This is a genomic window from Pseudomonas sp. SA233 (assembly GCF_054792385.1).
Genome location: NZ_CP096450.1, coordinates 150,016 through 171,104, shown reverse-complemented (window position 1 = coordinate 171,104; position 21,089 = coordinate 150,016). Strand labels below are relative to the sequence as shown.

At 58.1% G+C, this 21,089-nt stretch carries 14 protein-coding genes and 7 pseudogenes; 10 read left to right on the top strand and 11 right to left on the bottom strand.

All coding sequences use genetic code 11. The features are described from left to right. Window positions 1-21 precede the first annotated feature (21 nt). The 3 genes from M1D87_RS27375 (at window position 22) to M1D87_RS27365 (ending at window position 3,002) form a co-directional block, all read left to right on the top strand. Window positions 22-1,260 carry a CaiB/BaiF CoA transferase family protein gene (locus tag M1D87_RS27375; RefSeq protein WP_041506119.1) on the top strand — a complete coding sequence of 413 codons (1,239 nt, stop codon included), beginning with the start codon at window positions 22-24 and terminating at the stop codon, window positions 1,258-1,260. 62 nt (window positions 1,261-1,322) lie between these two features. Continuing rightward, window positions 1,323-2,072: an electron transfer flavoprotein subunit beta/FixA family protein gene (locus M1D87_RS27370; RefSeq protein ID WP_461241473.1), complete on the top strand. Its 750-nt coding sequence runs from the start codon at window positions 1,323-1,325 to the stop codon at window positions 2,070-2,072. Beyond that, window positions 2,073-3,002, top strand: a complete 930-nt coding sequence (locus tag M1D87_RS27365; RefSeq protein ID WP_144000694.1) for an electron transfer flavoprotein subunit alpha/FixB family protein — start codon at window positions 2,073-2,075, stop codon at window positions 3,000-3,002. A gap of 402 nt (window positions 3,003-3,404) precedes the next feature. Here M1D87_RS27365 and M1D87_RS27360 read toward each other — a convergent pair whose 3' ends face one another. Next, window positions 3,405-4,421, bottom strand: coding sequence for an IS30 family transposase (locus M1D87_RS27360; RefSeq protein WP_008435491.1), 1,017 nt, complete (start codon window positions 4,419-4,421; stop codon window positions 3,405-3,407). Here M1D87_RS27360 and M1D87_RS27355 point away from each other — a divergent pair. Then, window positions 4,420-5,277, top strand: a complete 858-nt coding sequence (locus tag M1D87_RS27355) for a helix-turn-helix domain-containing protein (RefSeq protein ID WP_421091861.1) — start codon at window positions 4,420-4,422, stop codon at window positions 5,275-5,277. The two genes, M1D87_RS27360 and M1D87_RS27355, sit on opposite strands and share 2 nt — an antisense overlap. A gap of 49 nt (window positions 5,278-5,326) precedes the next feature. Continuing rightward, window positions 5,327-5,482, top strand: a pseudogene (locus M1D87_RS27350) (IS3 family transposase); the annotation flags it as partial. Between the two features lie 36 nt (window positions 5,483-5,518). Here M1D87_RS27350 and M1D87_RS27345 read toward each other — a convergent pair. Beyond that, window positions 5,519-5,953, bottom strand: a pseudogene (locus tag M1D87_RS27345) (transposase); the annotation flags it as partial. Between M1D87_RS27345 and M1D87_RS27340 the strand changes: the two are divergent. The 4 genes and pseudogenes from M1D87_RS27340 to M1D87_RS27325 all read left to right on the top strand — a co-directional run bounded on the left by M1D87_RS27340 (window position 5,938) and on the right by M1D87_RS27325 (window position 10,062). Continuing rightward, window positions 5,938-6,566 (top strand): annotated as a pseudogene (locus M1D87_RS27340) (ATP-binding protein). The pseudogenes M1D87_RS27345 and M1D87_RS27340 overlap by 16 nt on opposite strands. A 331-nt stretch (window positions 6,567-6,897) precedes the next feature. Then, a complete protein-coding gene (locus tag M1D87_RS27335; protein ID WP_263398597.1) occupies window positions 6,898-7,029 on the top strand; it encodes a hypothetical protein in 132 nt (43 codons plus the stop codon). 501 nt (window positions 7,030-7,530) lie between these two features. Continuing rightward, on the top strand, window positions 7,531-8,622 hold the full coding sequence (locus M1D87_RS27330; RefSeq protein WP_421091860.1) for an IS630 family transposase: 1,092 nt from the start codon (window positions 7,531-7,533) through the stop codon (window positions 8,620-8,622). Window positions 8,623-8,703: 81 nt separating this feature from the next. Further along, window positions 8,704-10,062 carry an IS1182 family transposase gene (locus tag M1D87_RS27325; RefSeq protein ID WP_144000664.1) on the top strand — a complete coding sequence of 453 codons (1,359 nt, stop codon included), beginning with the start codon at window positions 8,704-8,706 and terminating at the stop codon, window positions 10,060-10,062. Window positions 10,063-11,140: 1,078 nt separating this feature from the next. Here the strand turns inward: M1D87_RS27325 and M1D87_RS27320 are convergent. From M1D87_RS27320 to M1D87_RS27300, 5 genes and pseudogenes are all read right to left on the bottom strand, one after another. After that, window positions 11,141-11,596: pseudogene (locus M1D87_RS27320) on the bottom strand (IS5 family transposase); the annotation flags it as partial. Between the two features lie 72 nt (window positions 11,597-11,668). Next, the gene (locus M1D87_RS27315; RefSeq protein WP_263398595.1) at window positions 11,669-12,412 is read right to left on the bottom strand and encodes a group II intron maturase-specific domain-containing protein; all 744 of its coding nucleotides are present in this window, start codon (window positions 12,410-12,412) and stop codon (window positions 11,669-11,671) included. Next, window positions 12,363-14,117 (bottom strand): recombinase family protein, encoded by a 1,755-nt coding sequence (locus M1D87_RS27310; RefSeq protein WP_223817457.1) that lies wholly within the window; start codon window positions 14,115-14,117, stop codon window positions 12,363-12,365. Before M1D87_RS27310 ends, M1D87_RS27315 begins: the two co-directional genes overlap by 50 nt. 297 nt (window positions 14,118-14,414) lie before the next feature. Further along, window positions 14,415-15,173: pseudogene (locus M1D87_RS27305) on the bottom strand (reverse transcriptase N-terminal domain-containing protein); the annotation flags it as partial. 606 nt (window positions 15,174-15,779) lie between these two features. Then, window positions 15,780-16,301: pseudogene (locus tag M1D87_RS27300) on the bottom strand (IS5 family transposase); the annotation flags it as partial. Between the two features lie 96 nt (window positions 16,302-16,397). Here M1D87_RS27300 and M1D87_RS27295 point away from each other — a divergent pair. Further along, window positions 16,398-16,625 carry a group II intron maturase-specific domain-containing protein gene (locus tag M1D87_RS27295; protein WP_144000662.1) on the top strand — a complete coding sequence of 76 codons (228 nt, stop codon included), beginning with the start codon at window positions 16,398-16,400 and terminating at the stop codon, window positions 16,623-16,625. 47 nt (window positions 16,626-16,672) lie between these two features. Here M1D87_RS27295 and M1D87_RS27290 read toward each other — a convergent pair. The 4 genes and pseudogenes from M1D87_RS27290 to M1D87_RS27275 form a co-directional block, all read right to left on the bottom strand. Beyond that, window positions 16,673-17,338 (bottom strand): annotated as a pseudogene (locus M1D87_RS27290) (IS3 family transposase); the annotation flags it as partial. Window positions 17,339-17,509: 171 nt separating this feature from the next. After that, the gene (locus M1D87_RS27285; protein WP_144000661.1) at window positions 17,510-18,478 is read right to left on the bottom strand and encodes an NAD(P)H-dependent flavin oxidoreductase; all 969 of its coding nucleotides are present in this window, start codon (window positions 18,476-18,478) and stop codon (window positions 17,510-17,512) included. A 40-nt stretch (window positions 18,479-18,518) separates the two neighbouring features. After that, entirely contained in the window at window positions 18,519-19,931 is a 1,413-nt protein-coding gene (locus tag M1D87_RS27280) for a hypothetical protein (RefSeq protein ID WP_144000660.1), read from the bottom strand. 11 nt (window positions 19,932-19,942) lie between these two features. Beyond that, the gene (locus tag M1D87_RS27275) at window positions 19,943-21,085 is read right to left on the bottom strand and encodes an acyl-CoA dehydrogenase family protein (protein WP_144000659.1); all 1,143 of its coding nucleotides are present in this window, start codon (window positions 21,083-21,085) and stop codon (window positions 19,943-19,945) included. Window positions 21,086-21,089: the final 4 nt, after the last annotated feature.

Sequence of the window (21,089 nt, the reverse complement as noted above, 5' to 3'; positions counted from 1 at the left end):
GCTAAAGAAGGTGAGATAAAAATGGGTGCATTAAGCGGATATCGCGTACTCGACCTCAGCCGCGTACTAGCCGGCCCCTGGTGCGGCCAAGTGCTGGCGGATCTGGGAGCGGAAGTGATCAAGATCGAGCGGCCTGGCGTGGGCGACGACACCCGCGGCTGGGGGCCGCCCTTCATGAAGACCGCGGATGGCGCGGACAGTCCCGAAGCTTCCTATTACCAATCGACCAACCGCAACAAGCTGTCGGTGGCATTGAACCTCGCGACTCCCGAAGGCCAGGCGCTGGTACGTGCCCTGGCTTGCGAATGCGATGTGCTGATCGAGAACTACAAGGCCGGTTCGCTGGCCAAGTACGGGCTGGACTACGAGAACCTGGCGAAGCTCAATCCGCGCCTGGTGTACTGCTCCATCACCGGCTTCGGGCTGACGGGCCCGCGTGCGGAAGAGCCCGGCTACGACTTCATCATCCAGGGCATGGGCGGCCTGATGAGCATCACCGGCGAGAAGGATGGCGTGCCCGGGGCCGGCCCGCAGAAAGTGGGTGTCGCAGTGTCGGACGTGATGACCGGCCTGTATTCCGTCATAGCCATCCAGGCCGCGTTACTTGCGCGCGAGAAAACCGGACGTGGCCAGCATTGCGACATGGCGCTGCTGGACGTGCAGGTGGCGATGCTCGGCAACCAGAGCCAGAACTACCTCAGCACCGGGCGCTCGCCCGGCCGACTGGGCAACGCCCACGTCAATATCGTGCCGTACCAGGTGTTCTCCGCCAGCGATAGGGATTTCATCATCGCCTGCGGCAACGACAGCCAGTTTGTCGCGTTGTGCGAGGCTATCGGCTTGCCGGAACTGCCCCGGGACTTGAGGTTCACCAAGAACGCTGATCGAGTGCGTAACCGTGTGGTGCTCGTCGGGAAGCTGGCCGAACACTTTCTGAGTGATACGGCCGACAACTGGGTTACCAGAATCCATGCGGTCAAGGTGCCGGTCGGTGTGATCAATGACATCGGCCGGGCCCTGGACGAGCCGCAGGTGCTGGCCCGCGACATGCTGGTCGACATTCCCCATGCTCTGAACCCCGGATTCCGCATGGTCGGTAGCCCGGTCAAACTGTCCGACACCCCGGTGGAGTACCAGCGTCCGGCACCGCAACTCGGTGAGCACACCGATGACGTGCTCAAGCGCCGTCTCGGGCTGGATGACGTCCGCCTTGCCGAGCTCAAGGCCCAAGGTGTCATCGAGCAACTCGGCGATCTCTGACGCTGCTCTTGCGCCGGAGCCGCCTTTGCCGCTCCGGCCCTCTTTCCTTTCTGGAGGCTGCCATGAAAATACTCGTCGCCATCAAACGCGTGGCCGACTACAACGTCAAAGTCCGCGTCAAGGCGGATAACTCCGGCGTTGACCTCGCCAACGTGAAAATGTCCATGAACCCCTTCTGCGAAATCGCCGTGGAAGAGGCCGTGCGCCTCAAGGAAAAGGGCATCGCCACTGAAATCGTCGCCGTCTCCGTGGGCGCCAACACCGCCCAGGAGCAACTGCGCACTGCCCTGGCCCTCGGCGCCGACCGCGCCGTGCTGGTCGAGTCCAACGAGGAACTGGGCTCGCTGGCCGTCGCCAAGCTGCTCAAGGCCGTGGTCGACAAGGAGCAGCCGCAGCTGGTCATCACCGGCAAGCAGGCCATCGACAGCGACAACAACCAGACCGGGCAGATGCTCGCTGCGCTGACCGGCTTCGCCCAGGGCACCTTCGCCTCTAAAGTCGAAGTGTCTGGCGACAAAGTCAGCGTCACGCGTGAAGTCGACGCCGGCCTGCAGACGGTGTCCCTGAACCTGCCAGCGATCGTGACCACAGACCTGCGTCTGAACGAGCCACGCTACGCCTCCTTGCCAAACATTATGAAAGCCAAGAAGAAGCCTCTTGAAGTGCTGACTCCGGACGCTTTGGGCGTTTCTACCGCCTCCACGACCAAAACCCTGAAAGTTGAAGCTCCGGCTACCCGCAGCGCAGGCATCAAGGTCAAGTCGGTGGCTGAACTGGTCGAGAAACTGAAAAACGAAGCGAAGGTAATCTAAATGACTATCTTGGTTATTGCTGAACATGAGAATGGTGTCGTTGCCCCGGCAACCCTGAACACCGTGGCTGCCGCTGTAAAAATCGGTGGTGATATTCACGTACTGGTGGCCGGTGCCAACGTTGGCGCAGTCGCCGAAGCAGCAGCGAAAATCGCTGGTGTTTCGAAAGTGCTGGTTGCCGACAATGCGGCCTATGCCCATCAGTTGCCGGAAAACGTTGCACCACTGATCGTGGAACTGGGCAAGTCCTATAGCCACATCCTGGCTGCTGCTACGTCCAACGGTAAAAACACCCTGCCACGCGTTGCCGCGCTGCTGGATGTCGATCAGATCTCCGAGATCATCGCCGTTGAAAGTGCTGACACCTTTAAGCGTCCGATCTATGCCGGTAACTCCATTGCGACAGTGCAGTCTTCGGCTGCGGTCAAAGTGATCACCGTGCGTGCTACCGGTTTTGATCCGGTGGCGGCTGAAGGCGGTTCGGCTTCTGTTGAAGCGGTCTCGGCTGCTCACGATGCTGGCAAGTCCACCTTCGTTAGCGAAGAACTGGCCAAGTCCGATCGTCCAGAGCTGACGGCTGCCAAAATCGTCGTTTCCGGCGGTCGTGGCATGCAGAACGGCGAGAACTTCAAACACCTGTACGCCTTGGCTGACAAGCTGGGTGCTGCTGTGGGTGCTTCGCGCGCCGCAGTCGACGCAGGTTTCGTACCCAACGACATGCAGGTCGGTCAGACCGGCAAAATCGTTGCGCCACAGCTGTACATTGCGGTCGGTATTTCCGGGGCGATCCAGCATTTGGCGGGTATGAAAGACTCCAAAGTGATCGTTGCGATCAACAAGGACGAAGAAGCGCCGATCTTCCAGGTGGCTGATTACGGTCTGGTGGCCGATTTGTTCGAAGCGGTTCCAGAGCTGATTTTGACCGTCTGATACAGGTCGACCCTGGCCATTGAGTGCGACTTGGGGGCTGGTTTAATGGCCCCCCAGGTCGCATGCGCTATTTGTGCATACTCAAGCAGCATGCGTGTGTCAGGGCTAAAGCATTTGAAACATAGAATTGACATACTGAAAAAGACAATTTCTTTAGCCTTACAAAAGTCTGAAAAACCAAAAATACAAGAAAGTCTCTGATGGCGTGGAAAAATAATGCGAGAGAGCATTGGCTCCAGCTCACTTGGAGGCATAAGGAGCAGACATTAATATGAAAGAATTGATCTCACCAGAACAAATACCACAGTGGATTCCGGGTGACCTCACCTTGGACAGTGCTCCCTTATCTTGGGAAGGCATGGCGCTTAAGGGGGGCGGTTGCAGGAGCTGAGTGCAACACAGTTACTGGATTGAGGCGGGAGCCTCGTGATGCTTGGCCATCAGCTCGGTCATGACCTCGATGGGGCACTTGAAACCGAAGCGCTTACGCGGTCGGATGTTCAACTCGTAGGCAATCGCATCCAACTGCTCTTGGCTGCACACCGACAGATCCGTGCCCTTGGGCAGGTACTGGCGGATCAGTCCGTTGATGTTCTCATTGCTGCCGCGCTGCCAGGGGCTGTGCGGGTCGCAGAAGTAAATTGCCACCCCGGTCTTCTGGGTGATTTCCGCGTGACGCGCCATCTCCCGCCCTTGGTCGTAGGTCATGCTCTTGCGGGCCGCCAGCGGCATATGGTTCAGCGCCGAACTGAAGCCTTCCACGGCCGAGGTCGCCGTCGCGTCTTGCATCTTCACCAGCATCAGGTAGCCGCTGGTGCGTTCGACTAGCGTACCCACGGCCGATGCGTTGGCTTTGCCCTTGATCAAGTCGCCCTCCCAATGTCCCGGCATCACGCGATCCTCGATCTCCGGCGGACGCACATGGATGCTGACCATGTCCGGGATCTGGCCACGGCGATCTACGCCGCCAGAACGCGGACGGCGGGAGGTTTTGCCTTGCCGCAGGCAGATGATCAGCTCCTTGCGCAGTTCGCCGACCGGCAGGGCATAGATCGCGTTGTAGATCGTCTCGCGGCAGACGTAGGCGTCTTCGAAGCTTGGGGATTTCATGGTTCGCAGCTTGCCGGCAATCTGCTCGGGAGAAAAGCGCTGTCGCAGCAGGTGGGCGACCAGCTCGAACAATTCGTTGCCGGGCACCAGCTTTTGCCGGGGCCGGCAGGGCAATCGACGATCGCGCATGGCTTGTTGGGCATGCTGGGTGGTGTACTCACCCCGGGCATCACGATTGCGACGGATCTCGCGACTGATCGTTGAGGGGCTGCGGTTGAGCATTCGGGCAATGGCGCGCTGGCTCATGCCACGCAGCAGACTGACCTGGATATCGGAGCGTTCTTCAACGCTGAGTTCGTGATAAGACATGGCAACACCCTACCGGAAAGGTCAGGTGTTGCACTCAGTTTTTGCCGCCGCCGGGTATCGCTACTCCGATTTGGACGTTGCGATACCAGAGATGCGTGATTTTATGATCGTCATCTATAAACGCGGCATAGCCGAGATGAGTCGGCGTAGCAGCGGGCGATGGCATTCCGAAACAGTCGAGCCCGGCGTCATGTCGATTCTCACCCGTGGCGAGCAATCGCAATGGCGCTGGAACAAACCGATCGATGTTTCCCATCTGTACCTGACACAAGCCGCCGTCGCGCGTGTCGCAGGTGAGGTGTTCGAGCGCGACATCAAGGATATCGAAATGTACGATTTGGTCAGCACCAAAGATCCGGTTCTACCAACCTTGGTGGCGATGCTTGAACACGAATTGAAAGAGGACGGGCTTGGCGGGAAACTCTACGTAGAGTCGCTGAAAAACCAATTGTGTATTCATATATTGCGTCGCTACGCGAACATCATTTTTCGTGAGCATCGCGCCTATGGGAGGCTCTCGTCGGCACAGTGCGGGCTCCTTGTCCAATATGTGAAAGAGAACATCGAGCAGAACATTTCACTTGAGGATCTGGCCGGGCTGACACACCTCACCGTATTCAGTCTCATCCGGAAATTTAAAAACGAGTTCAACTGTTCGCCGCATGCCTATGTGATGCGGCAACGGATTGAGCATGCAAAGCGGCTACTTGCGCGCCAGGATATGCCGTTGAAGGTTATCGCTGCCAGTAGCGGATTCTCTGACCAGAGCCACATGACGCGCCTCTTCCGAAGCTTTTTCAACATTACGCCCACTGAGTATCGTCGTTCAACTGCAATTCATGGATGTAAAAAATAAGGTTCATCGCGCTTTCCCGGGGAAGGCAGCCTTGATTTTCAGGAAGAAGTATTTGATCGAGGACATCTACAGCCGCAAGGCCGTGGGCTGGGAGGTCTACGAGCACGAAAGCGGCGAGCGTGCGGCCGAACTGATGCAGCGTACCGTGCTCGGCGAGCGCTGCGCGGGCCAACCTTTGGTGCTGCACTCGGACAATGGCGCACCCGGCGTTTTGCAAGGTAGTTGTCGCGTGAACCGTGTTTTAAGCTGCTATTTTCAGTGCCGGCTGCTCCCGCTCTGGGTTGAGCGTGACGGCGCCGACAGGTTGCCAATTTCGCGTTGCACCTGACCAGCGATGCGGGTGTTTATGACGAGCCTGCTGGTACAGTAGATGACGCTTGGCCAGCACCTCTTGATCCTCGCCACGATGGCGCTGCGCCGGGGTCACGAAGCGGATGCGGCTGTGGCGGTGCTCATGGTTGTACCAGCGGATAAAGTCGCGCACCCAGCTGCGTGCTGCGTCCAAATCGGCAAAGCCATTCTGCGGCCATTGCGGGCAGTATTTCAGGGTTCTAAACAGCGATTCTGAGTAGGGATTGTCGTTGCTCACCCGCGGGCGTCCGCGCGATGGGGTGATGCCCAGGTCGTACAGCTTGCTCAGCAGCGTCACCGATTTCATCGGTGCGCCGTTGTCCGCCCGACCTCGCCGATGCCGCCTGGGTCGAGCCGCTGCTGGCCTGGGAGGAGACCGAACGCGGCCGGCGCTCGCAGGAACGCCGGCTGCGCAGCGCACAGCTCGGCCGCTTCAAACCGCTGGCCGACTTCGATTGGGACTGGCCAAAACACTGCGACCTCGCCGCAATCGCGGTGCTGCTGCGGCTGGAGCTCATGAACGAGGCGGGCAACGCCGTGCTAATCGGCCCCAACGGCGTCGGCAAGAGCACTATTGCCCGCAACATCGCGCATCAGGCCGTGGTCAAAGGTCACACCGTGCTGTTCACCACCGCCGGCGCCGCCCAAGGCGGCGATGGCGCGCTCAAGCGCCGGCTCAATCGTTACGCGCGGCCGCAACTGCTGTTGATCGACTAGATCGGCTACCTGTCTCCTACAGCAACCGCCACGCCGACCTGCTGTTCGAGATCGTCAGCCGTCGCTACGAACACAAGTCCACCGTCGTCACCATCAACCGGCCGTTCGCCGAATGGGGCCAGGTGTTCCCCAACGCGCCCTGCGTCGTCACGCTGATCGACCGCCTGATCCACCACGCCGAGATCATCGCCATCGAAGGCGAATCGTATCGGCTCAAGTAAGCGCGCGAACGCGCCGAACAACGTAAGCGCACCGCCAACCCGGCGCAAGACGAGCGAGTGAGGTCCCCCATGCACCCCCAGCACCCGATGAAACCCTTCACGATCCCCACCGACTGGAGCGCTGAGCAGGCTGTTGGATGAAAATAAAGTTTCATCCTAAGCGTCCCGTTTTTCCTGGCCTCCAGCGGTGCCGTCCATCGCTAAAGTATCATCCTTTCCGATACCAATGCCTCGCAGATTCCAGCTTTTTACATGCAGATGGCTGCTTAATCGGCGAAAGGATGAAACTTTATTTATACGGATGACACTTTATTTTCTTCCCACACAGGCGATGGCCGTTATCGATCTGCTCGACGAGCTGCGCGAGCACATCTGGGCCCTGTACGACCTGCGGCTGATAGAAGCCTATCGCGAACAGTACCAGCCGCCGCCCGCCGCCGCCGACGACGACGAGTTGTTCTGATCGCAGCGAATCGACCGACCCATGCACACAACGGGGCCCACGCGGCCCCGTTGTGCCATCCGCCATCAAGCACCCGACCGCACCGCCCGAAAACTCGATATCTACATGCGGCTTTCAGCAGCCGCTATTTCGCCGGATATATGCGGATTTATGTAACCGTTAACAACCGCCAAATAGTTTGGCGCATGAATGTAGCCAGATGAACGTGAAAACACCGCACGACATGGCCTGCGGCGGCCACATCGAAGGGATGGTCGTCAGCCATGGCGAAGGCTCGGGTGTGATGGCAGCAAGGTATGGCAGGCCGGTTTTTCGATGGCCTCGACTCCAGCAAAGCTATCACGGGCCTTGGCTGTCGATCGGGGTTCGCTCACCTGGATGCTTGAGCGTTGCGTGATCACTGTTTACGCAGATGCATGGCTAGTTGACTGTCCGTAAAGTTCGTTTACCTATAGAGGGATAACAAATATACTGTGCATCCCTCCTTTCGGCGTATATAGCATGGCTCGACCAGCGGCTTCTTTTTGTTTAAAACCCACTGATGTTGAGACGCTGCAAAGCTGGTTGTGCATGGGATCTCTGCCTCAAAACATTGGCCAACGCGCCCGGATTCTGTTGTTGCTGGCTAGCGGCCTCACGCCCAATCAGGTCAGTGATCGGTTGGAAATTTCGTCGCCAGTCGTATTCAAATGGCGCAAGCGTTATCAGGAAGCTGGCCTCGATGGGCTGAGCGATCTCCCGCGTAGCGGACATCCACGCAAGCTCGACGAGGCGAAGATTAAGGAAATCCTCACCCTGACGACCCAGCGTGTACCGCGTGAGGCGACTCACTGGAGCCTGCGCCTGATGGCCAAATACGTGGGCGTTACCGTCTGGCAAGTCGCCCAGGTATGGGCCGCTGCCGACCTCAAGCCCCACCGGCTGAAAACCTTCAAGATCAGCAACGCCCCACACTTTGCTGACAAAGTGGTCGATGTGGTTGGGCTATACCTGAACCCGCCTGACAATGCGATGGTGCTGTCAGTGGACGAGAAAACCCAGATCCAGGCGCTGGATCGCACCCAGCCCATGCTGCCGCTCAAGCCGGGTCAGATTGAACGCAGGACGCATGACTACAAGCGTCACGGTACGGCCAGTTTGTATGCCGCCTTCGACATCCTGACGGGCCAGGTCATCGGTCGCATTACCCAACGACACCGGGCCAAAGAGTTTCTTGAGTTCCTTCGGCAGATCGACCGCGCGACGCCTGCCGAGCTGGATCTGCATTTGATTCTGGACAACAGCTCGACGCACAAGACTGCCACCGTCAAGGCGTGGCTGGAGAAGCATCCCCGCTTCAAGCTGCACTTCACGCCGACCAGCGCCTCATGGTTGAACGCCGTTGAGGGTTGGTTTTCTCAATTGGAAAGGCGGGCGCTGTATCGCGATGCGTTCAGCAGCGTGGCTGATCTGAAAGCGGCAATTCGCCGTTTTATCGAGGCCCATAATGAACATTCAGCCAAGCCATTTCGCTGGAACAAAACGGCTGAATCCATCATCAGCTCTGTTAATCGCGCAAAGCTCACCGCAATCAAAAATAAGTTATTGGACTAACCAAACAGTCCACTAGCAGCCTGTCGGACTTTCTCGCTTCATTCGAGGATAATCCCGGCACCGCCCAGCCGACGCCCCCGCATGAGCCGCTTTCGCCCGATCGACCGCAAGACCGACTACCTGCTCCCGCCATCGCTGGACGAATGGTTGCCTGAAGACCACCTGGCCCGCTTCATTCTCGAAGCCATCGAACGGCTCGACCTGAGCGCACTCACCCGGGCTTATGGCGGACGCGGCAGCGCCGCCTACCACCCCGAGGTGCTGCTCAGCCTGCTGGTCTACGGCTATGCCAGCGGGACCTTTTCCAGTCGCAAGATCGAACGCGCCACTTACGACTCGCTCGCCTTCCGTTATCTGGCCGCCGGTAGCCACCCCGATCACGATACCCTGGCCAGCTTCCGCCGCCGCTTCCTCGACGAGTTGGCCGGCATCTTCCTCCAGGTGCTGGAATTGGCGAGCGAAATGAAGCTGCTCAAGCTCGGCACCATCAGCCTCGACGGCACCAAGCTGCATGCCAACGCCTCACGCCACAGCGCACTTTCCTATGGCCATATTCAGGTGCTCGAGCGCCAGCTCAAGGCCGAAGTGCAGGAGCTCCTGGCACTGGCCGAGAGCGCCGACCAGGCGGAGCTCCCCGACGGCATCGACTTGCCCGACGAGATTAAGCGCCGGCAAGACCGCTTGCTTGCCATGGACGCCGCGAAGGCCAAGATCGAGGCGCGCGCCCGCGTGCGTTTCGAACAGGATCAGGCCGCCTACCAAGAGAAACTCGCCAAGCGTGCGGCGCGTACTGCACAAACCGGCAAGCCGCCGAAAGCCCCGGTGCAAGGGCCTGCGGCGCACGAGCAAATCAATCTCACCGACGAAGACTCGCGCATCATGCGGGTGGCCGGCGGTGGCTTCGAACAGTGCTACAACGCCCAGGCGGCGGTGGATACCGACACGCTGCTGGTAGTGGCCCAGGATCTCACCCAGGCGGGCAACGACAAGCAACAAGTTGTACCCATGCTGGCCAAGCTCAAGGCGCTACCGGCTTCGTTGGGCCAGGTCCAGGCGATGCTCGGGGACTGTGGATACAACAGCGAAAGCAACATCGCCGCCTGCGAGGCGGCCGGTATCGAACCCTACCTGGCGGTGGCGCGCGACGATCATCACCCGGGCTGGCGGGCACGCTTCGAGGAGCCGACACCGCTCGACGCTGACGCCACGGCCCAACAACGCATGGCGCACAAACTCAAGAGTCAGCCGGGACGCAGCCTCTATGCGCTGCGCAAACAGACGGTGGAGCCAGTGTTCGGCATCATCAAATCGGTCATGGGATTTCGTCAGTTTCTGCTGCGGGGCATGGACAAGGTGAGCGGGGAATGGCGCCTGGTTTGTCTGGCCTGGAATTTGAAACGCATGGCCGTTTTGCGCCACAAATCCGCCCCATGCAGGTAAAGATGGGCTAAATCCGCTCGATCTCAGAAAATTCGGGCAAAAAACGCCCGAAAACGCCCGAGTAGTGAGCGAATCGCTTTACCTTCGCTACTGATGCTCCCTCGTGAATTCAAGTCCGACAGGCTGCTAGGGCCCCCTAAGAACCGTACGTGCGACTTTCATCGCATACGGCTCAAGCCGTTGTAAGCCCGATCAAGAGCCGATCTATCTGCCTTGATTGCTTCTGGGTACAGATGGATCTTCACAATCCGCTCTGAGCTGGTCAGTTTCCGCTATACGGACTCAGGCCGCGGACATGGGAAACCCATGCTCTTACGCGCTGACCTGCACCCTTTCAGGCCCAACCTCATCTTCGCTCATGTGTTCAACGACCACGCAGAAGTCTGCCCGGTTTCCCGTGGAGTAATGTTCCAACCCCTATCCGAACCATTACAGCCCGGCATTCGCTTTCTCTGCGATCCCATACCCGCACCGCCAACAGCTCACCTTACGGTTCACCTGCCACAAGGGCAGCAATACGGGCTTACCACGTTCCTTACCTGTCACACGTCCAGGTTAGAGCCTGCCTTTTTGCCGGAAGTCTGATGACGACGTATTCCCACATCCCACAGAAATAACCGACTCCACACTTTTTGGTTCATGCCTGTCAGCCGTTTTGGCATGTTTTCAGTCACGGCGTTTATCAGCAGTTCACTTACGTTGCTCATACTGGCCAGCCTAGCGCCTCAACCCGGTACGGCTCCGAGCATCTGTGCTTCACCTCGCAGCGAATACACACCATCAATCAAGGGGCTACATTGTCACAAGAGCTTCACACCCCACCGTTACCAGTGATGCATGTCTTGTTAGGCTATCGCTGGTCGCACAGCGAGTCCGCTACCATTCCAAACACGGAATAGGTGGACAATGACAGGTAAAGCTTCGTGTCGCACAGGAAGGTCTGAAATAGTCGCGATTTCCATGGCGTTTTTCTCAATAACTCGAAAAAACAGAGCCTCAATCGAAAATCGGATCATTTTCAACCTTCAAATACATAGTTTTTCCCTTGAGGAGCGCTTCGCAGGGTTCATTCCCCGCATTACGGGCGCACCTCTCCTGCGATCATTAACTGTTTTCGCACCATCCACAGGTTCGACAGCGCAAACAGCGTGACCTGCTGGGCTGTGTTTTTCACCAAGCCACGAAAGCGCACCTTGGTGTAGCCGAACTGGCGCTTGATCACACGGAACGGATGCTCGACCTTCGCACGCACCTGCGACTTGGCGTATTCAATCTTGCGTTTCGCTCGGCCAATCGGGCATCTCTTACCGTGTTTTTTGTACGAGCTGGGTCGGGCGGAAATCGACCAAATCATTTTCCGGCCTTTATGCTCGATCCGCTTGTGGACACCGGTGTAGCCGGCATCACCGGCCGTGTGAGTTTCCTCCCCATGCAGTAATTGGTCGACCTGAGTCACGTCGGCCACATTGGCGGCGGTACCAACCACGCTGTGCACCAGGCCCGAATCGGCATCCACACCAATGTGCGCTTTCAGTCGGGTAAAGCAGGGGTGTTACCACTCCTGCCTCCCCTAAGAACCGTACGTGAGAGTCACCCCTCATACGGCTCAAGCCTTCCAGCAGCCTGAGTAAGACTGGGCAACCTGACGATGCGCTCTTCGGCGCTCAAGGTAAAACGTCCATGCCGGATCGAACGGGTTCGCTGCACTGCATATTTTGATATGCCGCACGATCGAAACACTGGCGGCGGCATACAGCCAAGTGGGTTGACTCAAGCCGCGCGCTTTCCCCTGAGTGGCGAAAACCCAGTGCCGTTGACCCACGACACGAAAGTAGCGTTGTTTTACCCAATGGGCATTTTTCATGGCGTGCCGACGAACTGCCCAGCGCCATAACACTTGCCAAATCTGATGGTCGATCCATGCGAAACGCTTGGCAGCGACAACATGGCGATGATACATGGCCCATCCTCGGATTACCGGGTTCAGGGTCAAGATCAAGTTAGCTTGAGTCGCCGCCTTGTTTGCGTTCGCGATTTCCCGCACCTTATCCAGCAATGCCTTCACACTCTTGCGAGCCGGAGTGATGAGTAGCTTGCCGGCGTACTTGCGTACGTTCTGGCCCAGAAAATCGAAGCCTTGTGAGATATGCGTTATCTGAGTCTTTTCATCAGAGAGTTCCAGTCCACGCTGTTTCAGGAACGCCTCAATTGCAGGACGAACCTGATGTTGCAGAACAGCTTGCGTGGCCCCTGTGATGATGAAGTCATCGGCATATCGTACGACGTGTATCTTGAATGGCTTACGCTTGCGCGCTGTCGAAGCCACGCTTGCATGGACGACATCTTCCAGGCCATCCAGCGTCCAATTCGCAAGTACCGGAGAGATTACTCCGCGTACGATCTTGCATACTTTGCTCCCCCGCTTGTGAATCCGGCGAGCCCTCGCCGGCATTGAACCCCGGATCCGGGTCGACCCGAAAGACGACGATGATTTCTTCTTTGTGGATCTCTATGCGTTTTACCAGCGCGCGGATGATCTCCCGTTTCGTGGCGAAGTCGATCGTGCTCAATCGGCCATTGACGGCGGCGGCAAATTCTTCGAGACGATTGATCACGAGAAACAGCTCGAATTGTCCTGCCTCATGGCGCCGGGACTCTTCGATCTGATGATCAATCTGTTCGAGCTTGATCTTCAGCTGCCGAATCTTCGGATCGAAGTCCGCTTTATCGATCACCCCTTCCGCATAGCTGTCAATGAGCCGTGACTTGCCTTTCTCCAGATGGAGCTTCTGTCTCTCCAGCGCCGCCGTATCGGCACTCTCCCTTTCGGTCTGTTCGAGAACGTCCAGGCGGCGTTGGTACTCGGTCTTCAGTCGGTCAGGATGGGCCAGCAGCGCGACGACTTGCTGCCACACGAGTTCGTCGAGCCGCTCGGTCCGCACCTGCTGATTGTCGCAGAGGCGTGCGCCGCCGAAGCGGTAGGCGTCGGTTCCAATGCAACGATAATAGGCATAGTGCTGGCGGCCCTTGCCCGCCGCTTTACTGACCTTTTTGCCGTAATAGGCGTAATGACACTGGCCGCAGACTGTCAGGCCCTGCAGTAGGTAGACGGCACCGTGGTGGCGTTGCCGCGCCGACTTGCGATTCTCGTCGAGTTGCTCCTGAACGGCCAGAAACAACGCCTCGTTGATGATCGCCGGCACCGGGATTTCGATCCAGCCGCTCGGTTCGGTGCGCACTGCGGAATAGCCTTTCTTGGGCGTGTCGGCGCTGTGGCGCGGTGCACGCACGCGGGGCAAGGGATCGCGCGCCTGCGTCTTGCCAAAGGCCGCTCGGCCCATATAGGCCGGATTCTGCAGCATCCCCCACACGACGCTGCGGTCCCAGTGCGGTTTGCCCGATGCAGTCGGGACGCACGCCTCGGCAAGACGCCGCACCACTTCACCGATGCTCAGACGCTCGACGCCAATCCAGGCAAAGATCTGTCTCACCGTCGCCGCTTGTGACAGGTCGATCACATACTGCGCCGGCGTGCCATCGGCTTGCTTGCGGATGTAGCGATAGCCATAGGGCGCCGTCGAGAGCACATTGACACTGCCGCGCTTCGCGCCATGAAGCTTGCCGCGACGATTGCGCTCCATGATCTTGGCGCGCTCGTATTCAGCGATCATGCCCTGCATCTGCAGCAACAGCGCCTCTTCCGGGGTCGCGCCGATGGCGTGATTGAGGAACACGACCTCGACGCCGCACGCCGATAGTTCCTCGATGAGGAGAACCTGGTGCGCGTACTTTCGCGATAGGCGGTCCGGTGACAGCACGTAGAGACGCTCGATCAAGCCGAGTGCCGCGCGATCCCTCAGCCGTTCTAATTGCGGGCGAATCAGCGTGGCGCCACTGACACCCGCATCGATAAAGCGCATGTCCTCGGCGATTTGCTCGCCATCGGCCGCAATGCGCTCCTTCAACGCGGCAATCTGGCTTTCGATCGTGCCGCTTTTGGCTTGTTGATCCGAAGACACGCGGGCATACAGCGCCACCATCCGGGTATCGCTCATCGCCCACCCCGCTTCGCGTTCGTGCGTTTTGTCGCTGCAGGCTGGGATCTCGATGGCGCCGACGTGGTACGCGCGCCCGTCGGCTTCAGCTGCTCATAGACCCGCTCCAACTGCTCGGCGGAGAATCGATTCGGCTCGAAAGCCAGGCGAACGCGCCAGTTGCGCGGCTGTCGGGTCATGGCTGAGGCTCCCCGTCGGTGGAGGTGACGACATCGATGACGAGGGTAATCCCGACATCCGGACATCCCGCAAACCCGGGGCCCAGGCAATCCCGGCTAATGCGCAAGCCCCATTTTACTCGAGAGTTTGCTCTATTGTTTCCGCTGTTATGATTCCCCCTTGCGGGGTTCCTGCCTCCGTTGCGAACAAGGCTCCCTGATCGACATACCCCGCTCGAAGCCATTTGCGCAGAACCACCTTATCCATGGGCACGTTGGTGAGCAGCCAATCGTGACTGATATTGTCGAAACAGCCTCGAATGTCACCTTCCAGTACCCAGTGCGCCGAACCACGTTTCGCCAGTGCATTGAAGCAATGTGCGATTGCATCGGCAGTGGATCGCTGCGGCCGAAATCCATAGGAGTTGGGATCTGCACGCGTTTCGGCAACCGGCTCAAATGCCAGTTTCCACAGCGCCTGCATCGCACGATCCCGCATCGTTGGAATTCCCAGCGGACGCTTCTTGCCATTGCTTTTGGGTATGTAGATGCGTCTCAGCGGTTGAGGCCGATAGCCCCGATGCTGTAACGCTTGTGCTCCCGTCGATTTGGCCACCGGAGTCGACCAGATCTTGCCATCAACGCCCGGTGTTCTCTTGCCTCTGTTTTCCGTCACTCGTTTCACGGCTAACAGTTTGCCGCTGAACGAGCGAGTCAGCAGTCGTTGCAAGGCTTGCACCTTGCCCCACCTGCCTTCTCGTGTTGCCTTGGCGATACGTACCTGGAGTCGTTTCACTTGCGACTCGATCTGGTTCCAGTGTTGGGGCCAGGCCGATATGAAGTTCGAAGGCGCACCAGTGCTCGCCGTTGCTTGCGCATTGGGTGCGAGCACTGCCATCTGCTTTCCTCCGTACAACGATTGATCAGGTTTTCTCGCCATGGAAGACCGTGTGGAAGTCTGCTCGCTTTCGCGCCAGATGATGTTTCAATCTGTATTCACCCCATTACAGGGTGACCTTCGCTTTTTCCACATTCCTTTACCCGCAGCATCAACAGCTTGCTTTACAGCTCACCTGCCGAAATCGGCAACGCTACGGGCTTACCCTGTTCCGCATGGATTTCCGAACGGGCCGGGCTCCTCGATTTCGCCGGCGGCACCACATCCACGAGGGGCTATCGGTAAGAGCCCCTGCCTGGCCGCGCACCTTTTTTGGTTCAAGCCTGTCAGCATCTTTGGCTTGGCTACTATGACGACGTTTATATGAGGTTCACTTGTGTTAGCCGTACCCGTTCATCCCTAGCACCTCTCCGCCTTGATGCTGGCAGATTCAGTCTGGCCTCGCGGTTCGACCTACCGAAATATCGGCGGTTACATTGTCCCCAGAGCTTCAGACCCGGCTGTTACCGGCCACGCCTGTCTGGGTAGGGAACGAGTGGTGGAACAGTCGGTTCCGTCGGGCGTTAACCTGCGGAACAGAAACCCATGCGACTTTCAGGTCGCACTGCCGAAATAGAATTGGTTGCCTTTCTTGGTCTGATGCATCTCAGGGTCGCGCTTGCCTTCCTTATTCTTGGTCGAACTGGGCGCATGGATGATCGTGGCATCGACGATGGTGCCGTGGCGCAGCAGTAAGCCGCGGTCGCCGAGGTAATCATTAATGACGCCCAGAATCCCGGCGGCCAGGTCGTGTTTCTCCAGTAGGCGGCGGAAGTTGAGGATGGTGGTTTCATCCGGGATGCGCTCCAGGCTCAGCCCGGCAAAGTGGCGCAAAATCGTGGTCTCGTAGAGTGACTCCTCCATCGCCGGATCGCTGTAGCCGAACCAGTTCTGCATCAGGTGCACTCGCAAGATCGCCATCAACGGATATGACGGCCGTCCGCCTTCACCTTTGGGGTAATGCGGTTCGATCAAAGCGATCAAGCCCTTCCACGGCACCACCTGATCCATCTCGATCAGAAAGCGTTCACGACGGGTTTGCTTACGCTTACCAGCGTACTCAGCATCGGCGAAGGAGATCTGCTTCATTGGTTTGCTCGAAAAAACGGATGGGCGTATTTCACCAGATTCGGGAAGTCTTTTTCAGAGTTTCCCTATATCGGCACCAAGCCTGCGAAGCGGGCGATGAAGGCGATCATTGGTAAAATCCACGACGAAACGGCGATCAGCATGACGTGGGACACGGCGGAAAATCGGATAGCTGAACTCAACTCGATCATTCGGGACTGGGCCGGTTACTTCGATCAAGGCCCGGTGCTCAAAAGCTACCAGATCCTGCAAACCTACACGGAGCGCCGTATCCGACGCTGGTTGGTCAACAAGCATAAGCAGCGAGGTCGCTCGGGGTACTGAATCGCACCGGCTATTGTGGAGGCCGTTTCGTTTAAGTCAGGCTGGGCCTGACCTGCTTGTTGCCGATGGAAGTTTGCCTCAGCCTCCGCAGGCGGGATATATCCAATTGAGCCCAGCAGGCGCTGGTGGTTGTACCAGTGCACCCACTTCAAGGTTGCCATCTCAACGGCCTCGCGATTTTTCCATGATTGACGGTGTATCACTCGGCCTTGTACAGCCCGTTGAATGCTTCGGCCAGAGCGTTGTCGTAGCTATCGCCCTTACTGCCAACCGAGGGCTCGATACCGGCCTCTGTCAATCGCTCGGTGTAGCGAATCGAGACGTACTGGCTGCCACGGTTGCTGTGGTGGATCAGGCTGCCGGCGCGGTGCGGTTGCCGGGCATACAGTGCCTGTTCCAGAGCATCCAGCACGAAGTCGGTCACTGACTCGCCAGTCGACGATGCGCCGCGCAAAAACGTCAATCACGAACGCCACATACAGCCATCCTTGCAAGGTCGACACATAGGTGAAGTCCGATACCCACAGCTGGTTGGGTCGGTCGGCATGGAAGTGCCGCGGTACACGATCCAGCGGACAGCCAGCCTTGTAGGCCGGCACCGTTATGCGCACCGACTGACCTCGCTGTATGCCCTGCAAACCGGCCTGACGCATCAAGCGCTCCACAATGCAGCGCGCGACATCAAAACGCTCACGCCTGAGCTGCTTCCAGACACAGAGGGATTAAGCGATCTCGCACGTAGCGACGTACGGTGTCGATAAATTGTCTGAGAGTCTCTTGCTCAAATGCCATATCGGTCTCCGAATCCAATGAGTGAGCTTATGCAAGTGGTCAGCATAACCAACACCCAGGAAGGGGGCAGCCAGGCCATTCGCCGTCTGTGTTCAGTTTTCCTGGGTGACTTGTTGTCTGGCGGTTTCGTATTCGTCACGTAATTTGGCGACGGTATCCGCCACTGACATCAGCTCAGTGATGCCACCTACACCTTGGCCGGCCCCCCAAATATCTCTCCATGCCTTACTCTTGCTGCTACCTCCAGAGCCGAAGCTCATCTTGCTCTTGTCGGAGGCTGGTAGGTTTTCCGGGTCCAGCCCGGCCAGTTCGATACTGCCCCGCAGGTAGTTGCCATGAACGCCGGTAAAGAGATTGGTATAGACGATGTCGGATGCCGAGGATGCCAGAATCATGTCCTTGTAGGCTTGTTCGGCATTGGCTTCTTTGGTGGCGATAAAACGGGTACCCATATATGCCATATCCGCCCCCATTACTTTGGCACCAAGAATATGGTTACCCTTGGTAATGGCTCCGCCGAGGATGACCGGGCCATCAAAGAAACTGCGAATTTCCGACAGCAGCGCAAAGGGGCTGAGGGTGCCGGCGTGGCCGCCCGCGCCGGCGGTGACCAGAGTCAGGCCATCCACCCCCAGGCTCAGCGCTTTTTTGGCATGACGAATGTTGGTGACATCATGAAACACCAGCCCACCGTAGCTGTGGGCGGCCTCCACGATCATCTGGTTGGCCTGCAGGCTGGTGATGATAATCGGCACCTTGTGCTTCACGCACACCTGGGTGTCGTGTTCCAGCCGGTCATTGGTGGGGTGGGCGATCTGATTGACAGCATAGGGCGCTATTTTGGCATCCGGGTATTCCGCTTTGTATGCCGCCAGTGCCTCCTCGATTTCTGTCAGCCATTCATCCAGTTTTTCAGCCGGTCGGGCGTTGAGGGCAGGGAAGGATCCGACGATGCCCGCTTTGCACTGTTCAATGACCATTTTGGGGGTGGAGATGATGAACATGGGTGAGCACAGCACTGGAATGGTCAGTCGGTTTTTGAGTTTATCTGGAAGGCTCATTGCAGTTTTCTCCTGCTGTTATGTTTGTGATGGCGGGGTGTTAAAGCACCAGATAGAGGGTCAGATACATGATGGCCAGTACACTGGCGCTGAATCCCCCGTTCCACTCGAGACCGAAGCGCAAGGGTGAGATTCCTGAGAAACTGGAAATAAAGCGTAAGGAGGCCGTGAACGGCGAAGCTCCGGCAAAAACCGCCCACGTGATGGCGATAACCGAGGCTTGTATCAGCGGGTGAATATTGAGCTCGGGTAGCTGCTGCAATGCCCCCAGCATCAGCGTAACGGTAATGATCGCGTTAATGCCGATGAAAGAAAACGTCAGCATAATCAGTGAAATGCAGACCATCAGGGTGGCGTTGCTGATATTGGCCTGGGTGAGAAAGGCGCTGGCAGCTGCTGGGTCGATCAGTGGAATCAGAATCACCCCGATAAACCCCGAAGAAGTGAACAGCACCACCTCGTTACGCTGGCTGGTGAAGGTTTCCGGGAAGGATCGCCTCATGCGCCTTAGCATCAGGCCTGTTTTTATGCCGATAGGCTTGCCGCGATACTGTACCCAGATCCAGATCAGGCCAATGGCCGGAGCGCACATCAGCAACGTGGAGAATAATTGCAGCCCGGTGATTCGTGAGAGCACAAAGGCCAGACCGGGAATCAGGGCTACAAGTGCCACCAGAGGGATGAGTTGGACCAGGCCGCCGCCATTGACGGATTGAACCTTGGGGCGCTGGTAGGCAAAACGGTCGAGCACGGCACCCCAGAGAATAAACAAAAGAGTCCAGAACAGGCCCAGGGGAGCGTATTGCTCCCAGCTCAGGTCAGGAATGCCAGACAGCACCAGTAGCATGGTTACCGAGGTGGGAGCCCAAAGGGGCACGCCGCAGAATCCCCGTATGGTGGCCGTCAACATACGTTTGCGGCGGATGGTGCCAATGCGCAGGGCTTCCAGATCGGATGACGGCCGGACGGCGCGGCGTACCATGGTGCCTAGTACATTCAGGGCACCAATGTTCAGCATCACACTGAACAGATGGGAACCAAAGGCCATCAACAGATAGCGTCGCCCCGGTGGCTGATTGACTAGCACCTTGCCACAGCTGCGTACCAGGGAAGAGGTCTTGGCCGACTCCCTAAGTACCGCTAGGGAGGTCAGGAAGAAGGTAAAAAACGCAGCCCGGTCGAGCCCGGCCGCCAGCGCCGCGCTGTCGATCTTGGCGGAAAACCACAGTCCGGCCGCGAGCCCTGGAGCCACAATCGCAAAGATGCGGTAGGTAAGACTGATGCCCGACCATTGCAGCAGGACAAATACCAGCAGGGCAATTCCGGCTACCGGGCTGAACCAGGGTATTGGCGAAAGCTCCCGGGCTATGGCGCAGGCCGACACCAGCAGCAGACACAGCGTCGCCAGGTTACGGCGGGTCAGGGCCGAGCCGGTGGCTACGGTGGTGCTCAAGGCGACGCTATTCACGCGGTTAATGACAGGGCTGCCAGTTGCTGCTGATGAAAATCCGCATCACCGAACAATGAGTTGAGCACCATCAGGCGCTTGACATAGTGCCCGACATCCAGCTCATCGGTAATGCCCATGCCACCATGCAGCTGGATAGCGTCATTGCCTACGGCCTTGCCTTTGCGACCGGTAATGACCTTCAGGGCATGGAGATCTTTGTGGTGTGCCGGGCTGTCGGGCTTGTCGGCGGAACAGATGGCCCGATAGAGCAGTGAACGCACCTGTTCGCAAGCGGTAAACATATCTACCATCCGATGCTGCAGTACCTGAAAGGAGCCAATGGCAACACCGAACTGCTGGCGGGTCATACTGTATTCAATGGTGGTGTCGGTGAGCCGGTTCATCAGCCCCAGTGCCTCGGCTGCAATAGCGGGTATAGCCCGCGCAATGACTCTCTGCAACAGTGTCAGGCCAGCACCTTCCGCACCAATCAGCCGGTCGGCTCCGACACATAACTGCTGCAGCCGGAGGTTAGCCACCTGCTGGCCGTCCATGAGCCGGTAGTTTATGCGTGCAAGACCAGCCGCATCCGCGTCCACCAGGAACAGGCTGATACCGTCTTCGTCAAACTGACCGCCCGATGTCCGTGCAGAGACAATCAGTTTGCCGGCGCAAGGTCCGTTTAATGCCAGGGCTTTTTCCCCGGTGATCTCGAACTGGTCACCCTTGGCAATGGCCAGCGTTCGGGTATCGGCAAGCTGATAACGACTCTGGCGCTCCATAAACGCCAGACCGCCCTGCAACTGCCCGTCAATAATGCAGGTGATCAGGTCCTGTCGCAGGTCCTCTGTGGCACCTAGTTCCAGCAGCCGACCGAACAGCAGAATGGTGGGCAGATAGGGGGTGGCCACCAACCCCTTGCCGAGTTGCTCCATCAGTACCATGAGGTCTGTGGCATCGCCACCGAACCCACCGTTGCACTCGCTGAAGGGAACCGCCAGCCACCCAAGCCCGGCAAACTTCTTCCAGAGCTCCGGGTCGAAGCCTTGGGGATGATCAATGTCCTTTTGCCGGCGGTCAAAAGGATAATCCTGGCCGACAAAACGCGCGGCACTGTCTTGGAGCATTTGTTGTTCTTCAGTCAGAGAAAAGTCCACACCC

What these genes read in the sequence shown, in the direction of transcription:
- M1D87_RS27330 (WP_421091860.1), top strand. Translation starts at nt 7,531, where the DNA reads ATGGCTCGACCAGCGGCTTCTTTTTGTTTAAAACCCACTGATGTTGAG.
- M1D87_RS27375 (WP_041506119.1), top strand. Translation starts at nt 22, where the DNA reads ATGGGTGCATTAAGCGGATATCGCGTACTCGACCTCAGCCGCGTACTA.
- M1D87_RS27355 (WP_421091861.1), top strand. Translation starts at nt 4,420, where the DNA reads ATGGCAACACCCTACCGGAAAGGTCAGGTGTTGCACTCAGTTTTTGCC.
- M1D87_RS27285 (WP_144000661.1), bottom strand. Translation starts at nt 18,478, where the DNA reads ATGAGCCTTCCAGATAAACTCAAAAACCGACTGACCATTCCAGTGCTG.
- M1D87_RS27365 (WP_144000694.1), top strand. Translation starts at nt 2,073, where the DNA reads ATGACTATCTTGGTTATTGCTGAACATGAGAATGGTGTCGTTGCCCCG.
- M1D87_RS27370 (WP_461241473.1), top strand. Translation starts at nt 1,323, where the DNA reads ATGAAAATACTCGTCGCCATCAAACGCGTGGCCGACTACAACGTCAAA.
- M1D87_RS27295 (WP_144000662.1), top strand. Translation starts at nt 16,398, where the DNA reads ATGAAGGCGATCATTGGTAAAATCCACGACGAAACGGCGATCAGCATG.
- M1D87_RS27335 (WP_263398597.1), top strand. Translation starts at nt 6,898, where the DNA reads ATGGCCGTTATCGATCTGCTCGACGAGCTGCGCGAGCACATCTGGGCC.
- M1D87_RS27360 (WP_008435491.1), bottom strand. Translation starts at nt 4,421, where the DNA reads ATGTCTTATCACGAACTCAGCGTTGAAGAACGCTCCGATATCCAGGTC.
- M1D87_RS27325 (WP_144000664.1), top strand. Translation starts at nt 8,704, where the DNA reads ATGAGCCGCTTTCGCCCGATCGACCGCAAGACCGACTACCTGCTCCCG.
- M1D87_RS27310 (WP_223817457.1), bottom strand. Translation starts at nt 14,117, where the DNA reads ATGAGCGATACCCGGATGGTGGCGCTGTATGCCCGCGTGTCTTCGGAT.